Origin of the sequence: Pseudomonas sp. yb_5, assembly GCF_043103865.1 — a bacterium.
Lineage (GTDB): Bacteria > Pseudomonadota > Gammaproteobacteria > Pseudomonadales > Pseudomonadaceae > Aquipseudomonas > Aquipseudomonas putida_Y.
This window is the reverse complement of the sequence record NZ_JBICKE010000134.1, coordinates 1-11,944: the sequence shown is the minus strand read 5'-3', so window position 1 is coordinate 11,944 and position 11,944 is coordinate 1. Positions and strand designations below refer to the sequence as shown.

At 64.4% G+C, this 11,944-nt stretch carries 6 protein-coding genes; all 6 read left to right on the top strand.

Annotated elements, in window-relative coordinates:
* Window positions 1–131 precede the first annotated feature (131 nt).
* Window positions 132–3,614 (top strand): exodeoxyribonuclease V subunit gamma, encoded by a 3,483-nt coding sequence (gene recC / locus ACF8GF_RS24240; RefSeq protein ID WP_392488219.1) that lies wholly within the window; start codon window positions 132–134, stop codon window positions 3,612–3,614.
* The gene (gene recB / locus ACF8GF_RS24235) at window positions 3,611–7,285 is read left to right on the top strand and encodes an exodeoxyribonuclease V subunit beta (RefSeq protein ID WP_392488218.1); all 3,675 of its coding nucleotides are present in this window, start codon (window positions 3,611–3,613) and stop codon (window positions 7,283–7,285) included. The genes recC and recB overlap by 4 nt, the downstream gene beginning before the upstream one ends.
* Window positions 7,282–9,357: an exodeoxyribonuclease V subunit alpha gene (recD, locus tag ACF8GF_RS24230; protein WP_392488217.1), complete on the top strand. Its 2,076-nt coding sequence runs from the start codon at window positions 7,282–7,284 to the stop codon at window positions 9,355–9,357. The genes recB and recD overlap by 4 nt, the downstream gene beginning before the upstream one ends.
* 100 nt (window positions 9,358–9,457) lie before the next feature.
* Window positions 9,458–10,024 carry a YfiR family protein gene (locus ACF8GF_RS24225; protein WP_209963460.1) on the top strand — a complete coding sequence of 189 codons (567 nt, stop codon included), beginning with the start codon at window positions 9,458–9,460 and terminating at the stop codon, window positions 10,022–10,024.
* On the top strand, window positions 10,021–11,292 hold the full coding sequence (locus ACF8GF_RS24220) for a diguanylate cyclase domain-containing protein (protein WP_392488216.1): 1,272 nt from the start codon (window positions 10,021–10,023) through the stop codon (window positions 11,290–11,292). The genes ACF8GF_RS24225 and ACF8GF_RS24220 overlap by 4 nt, the downstream gene beginning before the upstream one ends.
* A gap of 4 nt (window positions 11,293–11,296) precedes the next feature.
* Window positions 11,297–11,788 carry an OmpA family protein gene (locus ACF8GF_RS24215; RefSeq protein WP_129932575.1) on the top strand — a complete coding sequence of 164 codons (492 nt, stop codon included), beginning with the start codon at window positions 11,297–11,299 and terminating at the stop codon, window positions 11,786–11,788.
* Window positions 11,789–11,944: the final 156 nt, after the last annotated feature.

The window sequence follows — 11,944 nt, the reverse complement described above, 5'->3', positions numbered from 1 at the left end:
TGGGCCAAAAAATCTGGCCCTGCTCGAATCCAGCGGGCACGCCCGCTCCCGCGGCCTGATGGCATTCGGCCGTTTCATGTACGCATGATATCGTTCCCCTCCCAGCCATCAGCGCCTCCAGAGACCTTTCGATGCTCAACACCGCCCATCTCCACCCTGGCTTCATGATCGTCCACGGCAACCGCCTCGACGACCTGCGTAGCCTGGTAGTGAGCTGGATGCGTCGCTACCCGCTGGCGCCTCTGGAAAACGAAATTGCCCTGGTGCAAAGCAACGGTATCGCCCAATGGCTCAAGCTGGCCCTGGCTGAAGATCCACTGGAGGATGACCTGGGCGGCTGCGGCATCGCCGCTGCAATCGATGTGCAACTGCCCGGTAGCTTTATGTGGCAGCTGTACCGCAGCGTGCTTGGCCGTAGCGAAATTCCCGAAGTGTCCCTGCTCGACAAGGCACCACTGACCTGGCGTCTGATGCGCCTGCTGCCAGCGCTCATCGAGCGCCCGCACTTCGAGCCACTGCGGCGCTTCCTCACCGACGACAGTGACTTGCGCAAGCGCTACCAGCTGGCCGAGCGCCTGGCCGACCTGTTCGACCAGTACCAGGTCTACCGCGCCGATTGGCTCAAGGACTGGGCCACCGGCGAGCATGTCATCAACACGGCCCGCGGCGAGCGCAAAGTCCTGCCGCCAGGCAACCGCTGGCAAGCCGAGTTGTGGCGAGCATTGCTGGAGGATGTTGGCGAGCAAGGCATGGCACAGAGCCGCGCCGGAGTACACCAACGCTTCATCGAGCGCATCTCCAGCCTGGAGCAGGCGCCTGCCGGGCTGCCACCGAGGGTGATCGTGTTCGGTATCTCTTCGCTGCCGGCCCAGGCCCTGGAAGCGCTGGCAGGCCTGTCGCGTTTCAGTCAGGTCCTGTTATGCGTACACAACCCATGCCGCCACCACTGGGCCGATATCGTCGCCGACAAGGACCTGTTGCGCCACCAGTACAAACGCCAGCAACGCAAGCAAGGCATGCCCTTGCAACTGGACGACCAGACACTTCACCAGCATGCCCATCCGTTGCTGGCAGCCTGGGGTAAACAAGGCCGCGACTACATCAACCTGCTCGACAGCTATGACGACCCGGGCAGCTACCAGGGCGTGTTCAGCGACGGCCGCATCGACCTGTTCAGCGATGGTTCACCCACCACGCTGCTCAACGAACTGCAGGACGACATTCTGGAGTTGCGCCCGCTCGCCGAGAGCCGTGAACTGTGGCCGCCAGTGGACACCACAAAAGACCGCTCGATCCGCTTCCATATCGCGCACAGCCCGCAACGTGAAGTGGAGATCCTCCACGACCAGCTGTTGGCCCGCTTCAGCGCCGACCCTACTTTGCGCCCGCGCGACGTGATCGTCATGCTGCCGGACATCGACACTTACGCGCCACATATCCGCGCCGTCTTTGGCCAGTTGCAGCGCAACGACCCGCGCTACATCCCGTTCACCCTGACAGACCAGGGCCAGCGTGGTCGCGAGCCTTTGCTGATCGCGCTTGAGCACCTGCTCAAACTGCCTGACAGCCGCTTCGCGGTCAGCGAAGTGCTCGACTTGCTGGACGTGCCGGCAGTCCGCGCCCGCTTCGGCATTCGCGAAAACGACCTGCCTACGCTGCACCGCTGGATCGAGGGCGCTGGCATCCGTTGGGGCCTTGACGCCGAGCAGCGGGCGAGCCTTGGTTTGCCCGCCGGGCTTGAACAGAACAGTTGGCGTTTCGGCCTGCGCCGCATGCTGTTGGGTTATGCCGTGGGGGTAGGTGAGGCCTGTGATGGCATTGAACCCTACGATGAAATCGGTGGCCTGGACGCGGCACTGATCGGCCCGCTGGTCGCGTTGCTCGATGCGCTCGAAGTCGCCTGCCAGGCCTTGTCCGAGCCTGCTACCGTCAGCCAGTGGGGCGAGCGACTGCATGCTTTGCTGAACGTGTTCTTCCTCGCCGAGGACGAGGGTGATGAATTCCTGTTGATGCAACTGCAGGATTTGCGCGATAGCTGGCTTGAGGTATGCGAGACCGTCGGCCTGCACGACCCGCTACCGCTTACCGTGGTACGTGAAGCCTGGCTGTCGGGCCTCGATCAGGGCAAGCTGTCGCAACGTTTCCTCGCCGGCTCGGTCAACTTCTGCACACTCATGCCCATGCGCGCGATCCCTTTCAGGGTGGTCTGCCTGCTGGGCATGAACGATGGCGACTACCCGCGTGCGCAGCAGCCGCTGGACTTCGACCTGATGGCCAGCGACTACCGCCCTGGTGATCGCTCACGCCGCGAAGACGACCGTTACCTGCTGCTTGAAGCGCTACTGTCTGCACGTGACCAACTGTATGTCAGCTGGGTGGGGCGCAGTATCCGCGACAACAGCGAACGCCCGGCCTCGGTGCTGATCGGCCAGTTGCGCGATCACATCGCTGCCGGCTGGCATTTGGCCGACGCGCAGCAGGGGCAGTCAGTGAAACCGGGCGAGCAACTGTTGCACGCACTGACCCAGGAACACCCGCTGCAGCCGTTCAGCCCTCGGTACTTCCAGAAGGACAGTCCTCTGTTCAGCTATGCCCATGAATGGCAGGTGCTGCACCAGCAGGGTGAGGCAGACGAGCAGAGCGAGCCGGGCCTGCCGCCTTATCAGGACGCTGAAGCCCTCAGTCTGCACCAGCTGAATGATTTCTTGCGCCACCCGGTCCGGCACTTCTTCAGCCAGCGCTTGAAGGTGTACTTTGAAGCGCTGGAAGCGCCGACCCCGGACGAAGAGCCCTTCGTCCTCGATACCCTGCAACGCTACAGCGCCAGTGAAAGCCTGCTTGGCGCCGCCTTGGCCGCACCGGACCACGCCGAACAGGCCTTGCGCGCCCAGGCCCGACGCCTGCAGGCCTGCGGTTTACTGCCGCTAGCCGGTTTCGGCGAACTGCTGCAGAACGAGTTGATCGAACCGCTGCCGGATCTGCTGCAACGTCACCAGCAATTGCTGCAACGCTGGCCACAGCTGGTCGAGGGCGCTTTGCCGGTGCATTTCGAGCACGGTCAGCACCGACTTGAGGGCTGGCTGGGCCGGGTGTTCCAGGCGGAAGATCAGAGCCTTCTCAGCATCACCACAGTACCCAACACCATCAGTGCCGGGCGCAACAACCTCAAGTGGCACCGCCTCATTGCGCCCTGGGTTACGCACCTGGCGGCCTGTGCAGCGGGCTACCCCTATAACAGTGCATTGGTAGCCAGTGACCTGACCCTGTTGCTTGCACCGCTGCCGCAAGCGCTGGCCGCGCAACTGCTGGGCGACCTGTTGGTGGCCCGTCAGGCGGCAATGAATGCGCCGTTGCCAGTCGCGGCCAAGACCGCATTCGCCTGGTTGGCCCAGGACGATGCCGATAAAGCAATGGCCGCAGCCGCTCGCGCCTACGAAGGCGACGAACGCACCAGCTTTGGCGAGCGAAGTGAAAGCATTGCCCTGGCCCGCCAGTTCCGGGACTTTGCAGCACTCACCGCTGACGAGACGTTTGAAGGCTGGTGCGAAACCTTGTACCGCCCGTTGTTCACCGCCCCTTGGCAGACCTTGGGCAACACGGAGAAAGGCGCATGACCCAGGACCGTCCTCTGGCACTGAGTTTCCCTCTGCACGGTAGCCAGCTGATCGAGGCCAGCGCTGGCACGGGCAAGACCTTCACCATTTCGGCGCTGTACCTGCGCCTGATCCTCGGTCACGGTGGCGAGCAGGGCTTCGAGCGCGAGCTGCTGCCACCGCAGATCCTCGTGGTGACCTTCACCGACGCCGCCACCAAAGAGCTGCGTGAGCGCATCCGCGCCCGCCTGGCTGAAGCCGCACGTTTTTTCCGTGGCGAACTGGAAGGCGCCGATCCACTGTTGCACCAGCTGCGTGACGATTACCCGCAAGAGACTTGGCCGCGTTGCGCCGGCCGGTTGGAAATCGCCGTGCAGTGGATGGACGAGGCTGCGGTATCGACCATCCATGGCTGGTGCCAGCGCATGCTGCGCGAGCATGCCTTCGACAGTGGCAGCCTGTTTACCCAGACCCTGGAAACCGACCACAGCGAGTTGTTGGGCCAGGTCATGCGCGATTACTGGCGGCGCTTCTGCTATGGGATGCAAGGTGACCCACTGGCCTGGGTGCGCAGCAACTGGGGGAGCCCCGACGCCTTGCTGCCGCGCATTCGCCCGCTGTTCGGCCGTGTGCGCGCCCAGCAGGATGGGCCAGAGCCTGCCGCATTGATCGAGGCATCGCTGCAGCAACGTGGCGCACAGTTGGCGCGGATCAAGGCACCATGGGCGCAGTGGGCCGAGGAGCTGCGGCAAATCTGCCGCGATGCGCTGGCTGCCAAGCAGGTCGACGGCCGCAAGATGCAAGCCCGTTACTTCGAGCCCTGGTTCGACAAGCTCTGCGCTTGGGCCAGTGATGAGCAACTGGTAGAGCTCGACTTGGGCACCGGCTTTACCCGGCTGACCCCGGCGGGCATGGCCGAGGCATGGAAGGGAGAGCCTCCCGAGCACCCAGCCCTCAACGCCATGCAGCACTTGCAGCAACAACTGCAGGCCCTGGACAGCCCGGATGCACCGCTGCTCGAGCACGCGGCCAGTTGGGTATCGGCGCGTTTCGAAGTGGAGAAGCGCCGGCGTGCAGAAATGGGCTTCGACGACATGCTCGTGCGCTTGCAGCAGGCGCTCGCCAGCGAGGCCGGCGAGCGCCTGGCCAGCCTGATCCGTGAGCAGTTCCCGGTAGCGCTGATCGACGAATTCCAGGACACCGACCCGGTTCAGTACGGCATTTTCGAGCGCATTTACCAGATCAGCGAAAATCGCGCAGAAACCGGCCTGTTCATGATCGGCGATCCCAAGCAGGCGATCTACGCCTTCCGGGGGGCCGACATCTACACCTATCTTGCCGCGCGACGCGCCACCAGCGGTCGCCTGCACAGCCTGGACACCAACTACCGCTCCAGCAAAGCCATGGTCTCGGCGGTCAACCAGGTGTTCCTGCAGGCTGAGGCGCGTGAAGCGGGGCGGGGTGCATTCCTGTTCCGCGAGGCCGATGACAACCCGCTGCCATTCATCGAGGTGCGCGCCAAGGGGCGTGGCGAACAGCTGCTGATTGACGGTGAGGTCAGTGCGGCCCTGCAATGCTGGCAGCTGGAAAGTGAAGAGCCAGTCTCCAGCAGCGTTTACCGCCAGCAACTGGCCGCCAGTTGTGCCAGCCATATTGTTGCCTTGCTCAATGGCGGCCAGCAGGGCACGGCGGGCTTCCAGAATGCCGAAGGCGAATTGCGCGCCTGCTTGCCCTCGGACATTGCCATCCTGGTGCGCGATGGCCATGAGGCGCAGATGGTCCGCGCCGAACTGGCCGCACGCGAGGTGCGCAGTGTGTACCTGTCCGACAAGGACTCGGTGTTTGCCGCCCAGGAAGCCCACGACCTGCTGGCCTGGCTCAAGGCCTGCGCCGAGCCTGACTCGGAGCGCCTGCTCAAGGCTGCTCTGGCCAGCCTGACACTGGGCCTGTCGCTGGCCGCGCTGGACCGGCTTAACCAGGATGAGCGGGTCTGGGAGAGCTGGGTGATGCGTTTTCGCCTTTACCGAGATACTTGGCAGCGCCAGGGTGTGTTGCCGATGTTGCGCCACCTGCTGCATGACTTCCAGCTACCGCGCACGCTGATCCGCCGCAGTGATGGCGAGCGGGTACTGACCAACCTGCTGCACCTGGCCGAGCTGCTGCAGCAGGCCGCTGGCGAGCTGGACGGCGAACAGGCGCTTATCCGCCACCTGGCCGAGCACCTGGCCAGTTCCGGGCAGGCCGGTGAAGAGCAGATCCTGCGCCTGGAGAGCGACGAACAGTTGGTCAAGGTGGTGACCATCCACAAGTCCAAGGGCCTGGAATATCCCTTGGTCTACCTGCCATTCATCTGCTCCAGCAAACCGGTGGATGGCAGCCGTCTGCCGCTGGCCTGGCATGACAGCGAAGGTAACGCCCACGTCACCCTTACACCTGACCAGGAGCAAATCGAGCGCGCTGACGACGAGCGCCTGGCCGAAGACCTGCGCCTGCTCTACGTGGCCCTGACTCGCGCCCAGCATGCTTGCTGGCTGGGTGTCGCCGACCTCAAGCGCGGTAATCAGAAGAGCTCGCAGCTGCACCGCTCGGCTTTTGGCTACCTGCTGGGGGGCGGCCTGGCCTTGGCTGGCTCGGCGCAGCTAGCGGACTGGTTGCAGGCTTTGGCGGCGAAGTGCCCGCACATCACTTGCCCAGGCCTGCCGCAGGCGGATGAGCAGATGTACCGCATGCCACACGCCGAGCGTGAACTGCTGCCAGCACGCAGGCCACGCCGTGCGGCTGCCGAGCACTGGTGGATCGCTTCCTACAGTGCCCTTCGTGTCGGCGATCAGACCCTCGACGCCGACAGCTCGCAGGCCCAGCAACTGCTGGATGACGAGGTGGCCGATGCCCAGGTGTTGCGCGAGGTCCCGGCCGACAGCGGCGATATCCATCGCTTCCCGCGGGGGCCTAACCCCGGCACCTTCCTCCATGGCTTGCTGGAGTGGGCAGGCCGCGAGGGCTTCAGCGAGGTCAGCGGTGACCCTCAGCTGATCGAGCGTACCGTTGGTCAGCGCTGCAACCGCCGTGACTGGACCGGCTGGATCCCCACCCTGAGCCACTGGATGCAACGTTTGCTGGGCGAGGCGTTGCCATTGCGGGGCGGCGACCAGAGCGTAACTCTGGGCCAACTGCGTCATTACCAGATCGAAATGGAGTTCTGGTTCGCCAGCCACCGGGTCGACGCAGAACAACTCGATCGCCTGGTGGCACGCCACACCCACCCCGGTCTGGCACGCCCGGCTGCGCAGCCGACCGTGCTCAACGGCATGTTCAAAGGGTTCATCGACCTGGCGTTCGAGCTGGACGGGCGTTACTACGTGACCGACTACAAATCCAACTGGCTGGGTGCGGACATCCAGGCCTACGATGCCATGGCTATGGAAAAGGCGATTCTTGACCACCGCTATGACCTGCAGTACGTGCTGTACCTGCTGGCCCTGCATCGCCAGTTGCGTGCGCGGCTGGCGGACTACGATTATGACCGCCATATTGGCGGCGCCCTGTTCATCTTCCTGCGCGGTGCCAGCAGCAGCGGCCACGGCGTGTACCACGTCAAGCCACCGCGTGAGCTGATCGAAAGCCTCGATGCGTTGTTCCGTGGCGAGCACGCGCCGGTACAGCAGGACCTGTTTGCCGGAGTTGCGCCATGAGCCGAAGCCTTGTCGACCTGTTGCCTACCCCTCTGCACGCAGAGCACCTGCTGGCGCTGGCACCACAGGACAACAGTGGTGACCTGCTGCAATTGCTCGACCGCTGGGTCGAGCGGGGCTGGCTACGTGCCCTGGATCGCGCATTCGTGTCGTTCCTGGACGAGCGCGCACCCGGCAGTGATCCCTTGTTATTGCTGGCGGCGGCGCTGGCCAGCCACCAGCTGGGGCACGGACATGTCTGCCTCGACCTGCAACAAACCTTGGCCGAGCCTGATTTCGCCCTGTCGTTGCCGCCGGAAGGTGACGCCCTGATCGGCCCTTTGCTACTGCCATCGCAACTGCTCGCCAACCTCGACTTGAATGCCTGGCTTCAGCGCATCAGCGCCAGCCCACTGGTGGCGGCAGGTGATGCGCCTGGCCAGCAAGCCCGGCCACTGGTACTCAGTGGCGAGCGCCTTTACCTGCGCCGTTACTGGAGTTATGAGCGGCGCATCGACCATGCCCTGCGCCAGCGCCTGAGTCAGGCCGAAGCACCGCCTGCAGACCTGCCAGAGCGCCTGGCGCAATTGTTCGAGGGCGGCGCGCCAGCTGGCCAGGTGGACTGGCAGAAGCTCGCCTGTGCCTTGGCCACCCGTGCCGGTTTCAGCATCATCACGGGCGGTCCCGGTACCGGCAAGACGACCACCGTGGTACGCCTGTTGGCGTTGCTGCAGGCGCCGGCAGTGGAGCGGGGCAGGCCACTGCGCATTCGCCTGGCTGCACCGACCGGCAAGGCCGCTGCGCGCCTGACCGAATCCATTGGCCAGCAAGTCGAGCGCCTGCAAGTCAGCGCCGAAGTACGCGGGCAAATCCCTACTGAAGTCAGCACCGTGCATCGCCTGCTCGGCAGCCGCCCGGGCTCGCGGCACTTCCGCCATCATGCTGGCAACCCCTTGCCGTTGGATGTGCTGGTGGTCGACGAGGCGTCGATGATCGACCTGGAAATGATGGCTAACCTGCTCGATGCCTTGCCGCCGCGGGCGCGTCTGGTGCTGCTGGGCGACAAGGACCAATTGGCCTCGGTCGAGGCCGGCGCGGTGCTGGGTGACCTGTGCCGGGATGCTGAGGAGGGCTTTTACTCACCGGCGACTGCAGCGTGGCTTCAGCAGGTCAGTGGCGAGTTGCTGGCCGGCAGTGGCCTCAAGGCCGGCGATGAGCAGCGTCACCCGCTGGCCCAGCAGGTGGTGATGCTGCGGTTTTCACGGCGTTTCGGTGAAGGCAGCGGAATTGGCCAGCTGGCCAGACTGGTCAATCGTCAGGATGCTCACGCGGCGCGCAACCTGCTGGCCACGCCGCCTGCCGACGTGCACAGCCTGTCGCTCAAGCACGAGCAGGATCGTGCTTTCGACCGCCTGTTACTCGACGGCCTGAACCGCGGGGCCGATGGCCCTCAAGGCTACCGCAGCTACCTGCGCACCCTTGGCCGTTACCGGCCGGCACTTGATACCGACTTTGACGACCCCGCCTGGGAGCAGTGGGCGGCCAAGGTGTTGCGCAGTTTCGAAGATTTCCAGTTGCTGTGCGCGGTGCGCCGGGGCGTCTGGGGTGTCGAAGGCCTCAACGAGCGGGTGGCGCGGGTGCTGCACAATGCCGGTCTGATCGACAGCCAGCAGCCTTGGTACGAAGGGCGCCCGGTGCTGGTGACCCGCAACGACTACGGCCTGGGCCTGATGAACGGTGACATCGGCATTGCCCTGCGGCTGCCGGATGAGCATGGCCAGCCGCTGCTGCGTGTGGCTTTCCCGCGCAACGACGGCAGTGGTGGTGTGCGGTTCGTTCTGCCGAGCCGGCTCAACGAAGTGGAAACGGTATTCGCCATGACCGTGCACAAGTCCCAGGGCTCGGAGTTCAGCCACACGGCCCTGGTGCTGCCGGATGCGCTCAACCCGGTGCTGACCAAGGAACTGGTGTACACAGGCATCACCCGGGCCAAGCACTGCTTCAGCCTGGTCGAGCCGCGCCAAGGCATTTTCGAGCAAGCGGTGGCCCGCAAAGTCCGGCGTATTTCCGGGTTGATGCTCGAGCAGGTCTAGAGCCATGAAACCCAATGCACATGGCCGCATGCACCTACAATAAAGCGGCCATGTGCTATCGTTGCGCCGATATCGGAAGGGGCTATAAGGGATTTCCCACATGAACGTGGCCGCAAGGCGAGTGACAAGCTGTGTGCTTTCGCTATTGCTGGCCGTCCTGTTCCTTTCTGCAGGCGCTGCCCGGGCAGACCCCGGTACAACTGCCGCCCAGGCACAGCAACGCGCCAAGGCAGTCACACAGGTAGTACTGGGTATCTTCAGCTACGCCCGCTGGCCCGTCGAACCTTCTCCTTTGCGCCTGTGCCTGGTCGGCCCGACCGAGTACGCCGACGATCTCATCAAGGGCCATGTCCAGGAGTCTGGCCGGCCGCTGCAGGTGCGGCGCCTGCTGGCAGAAGACACCCAGGTCGCCCAGGCCTGCGATGCCATCTACATCGGCAAGCTTGACCAGGGCCAGCGGGATCGGCTGTTCCAGCGTATCGGCGGCCGCCCGGTGCTGAGCATCAGCGAGGCGGATGACCCATGCACGGTCGGCAGCCTGTTCTGCCTGCGGGTCAGCGACCAACAGGTGGCCTTTGAGGTCAATCTCGACTCGGTGGCACGCTCTGGCGTGCGCATTCACCCCAGCGTGCTGCAATTGTCGCGGCGCCGGGCGGGGCAGCCATGAAGCAGCCCCGCAAGCGTACCGTGCGCCCGACCCTGCGCTCGGTGCTGGGCCGTGGCCACCTTAGCGTCGCCTTGCTTGCCGTTGGCCTGGCGGGTATTTCGCTCACCCTGCTGGGCGTGCTCGCCCTGCGAGTCTATGCCAACCATAACCTGCAACTGATCGCCCGCTCGATCAACTACACCGTAGAGGCGGCGGTGGTGTTCGATGACAGCGCCGCCGCCAATGAATCGCTGGCGTTGATTGCCAGTACCGAAGAAGTGGCCGAGGCCAAGGTCTTCAACAACGAGGGCGAGCAACTGGCGCACTGGCAACGCGACAATACCGGCATGCTCGCGCAGCTGGAGGTGCAGGTTGCCACTGCCTTGCTGGAAGAGCCGGTCATTCTGCCTATCGTGCACCAGAACCAGCAGGTTGGGCACATCGAGCTGGCAGGTCAGGGCAGGAGCCTGTTGCTGTTCCTGCTCAGCGGCTTGGCCGGGATTCTGTTCTGCACGGTCCTCAGCGCCCTGGCTGCCCAGTATCTGTCGCGGCGCCTGCTCAGCGATATCACCCGCCCGTTGCGTGGCCTGGCCAGTGTCGCCCATGCCGCCCGCCGCGAGCGCCGCTTCGACCGGCGCGTACCAGAAGCGCCGATTGCCGAGCTCAACGAACTGGGTAACGACTTCAATGCGCTGCTGGATGAACTGGAGGTGTGGCATAGCCACCTGCAGAGCGAAAACCAGACCCTGGCCCATCAGGCCAGCCACGACAGCCTGACCGGCTTGCCCAACCGCGCCTTCTTTGAAGGGCGCCTGAGCCGCAGCGTGCAAAATGCGGCGCGCCAGCAGGACCACCTGGCAGTGCTGTTCCTCGACAGCGACCACTTCAAGCAGATCAACGACACCCTCGGCCACGCCGTGGGTGACGAGGTGTTGATCAGCGTGGCTGAACGTGTGCGCGCCCAGCTGCGCGAGCAAGACCTGGTGGCGCGCCTGGGGGGCGACGAGTTTGCCGTGCTGTTGACGCCTTTGCATTCGCGCGATGACGCCGAACACATTGCCGAGAAGATCGTCGCCAGCATGAAGCTGCCGGTGCAACTGGACAGTGGCCGCAGTATCTCCACCTCGCTGAGTGTCGGTATTGCCTATTACCCGGATGACGGCGCTGACCCCGCCAGTCTTCTCAATGCCGCCGATGCGGCAATGTACCAGGCCAAGCGCAAACGCCGTGGCCATTGGCAAGTGGCGCAGACGGAACGGTCCGCCAACGAAATCAGGAACAGGAGTTGAACCCGTGATGCAAGCTTTACGATTCCCGCTTTGGGCCTTGTTGCTCGCCCTGCTGGCGCTGACCGGTTGTCAGAGCGCACCCCCCAAGGGCCTTACCCCAGAACAGATTGCTGTGCTCAAGCGCGAAGGTTTCACCCCGACCGATGAAGGTTGGGCCTACGACTTGTCTGGCAAAGTGCTGTTCGGCAGCGATCTGGACAGCCTCAACGGCCAGAGCCAGGCGATTGTCGAGCGCATTGGCAAGGCGCTGCTCGGCGTTGGTATCCAGGGCGTGCGGGTGGACGGGCATGCCGACTCGTCGGGCAAGGCGGCATACAACCAGCAGCTTTCCGAGCGCCGCGCGCAAAGCGTGACCAAGGCACTGGTGGGGATTGGCATGCAGGCGCAGAACATTCAGAGCCGCGGACTGGGCAGCAGCCAGCCGGTGGCGGACAACCGCACCAGCGCCGGGCGTACCGAGAACCGTCGGGTGTCCATCGTGGTAGCGTCCTACTGATCGTCGCCGTACGGGCAGTCACAATCTCCAGTGAGAGCGGGCGTGCCCGCGAAGCAGGCAACGCGGTGTCTGGCACCGGCTTCGCCGGTGTTCGCGGGCAAGCCCGCTCCCACAGTATCTGTGCTTGTCCTTGGAAATGCGCAGGCCCATCAGTCA

Coding starts and splice junctions, on each gene's coding strand:
- ACF8GF_RS24225 (WP_209963460.1), top strand. CDS start 9,458: ATGAACGTGGCCGCAAGGCGAGTGACAAGCTGTGTGCTTTCGCTATTG.
- recD (WP_392488217.1), top strand. CDS start 7,282: ATGAGCCGAAGCCTTGTCGACCTGTTGCCTACCCCTCTGCACGCAGAG.
- recB (WP_392488218.1), top strand. CDS start 3,611: ATGACCCAGGACCGTCCTCTGGCACTGAGTTTCCCTCTGCACGGTAGC.
- recC (WP_392488219.1), top strand. CDS start 132: ATGCTCAACACCGCCCATCTCCACCCTGGCTTCATGATCGTCCACGGC.
- ACF8GF_RS24220 (WP_392488216.1), top strand. CDS start 10,021: ATGAAGCAGCCCCGCAAGCGTACCGTGCGCCCGACCCTGCGCTCGGTG.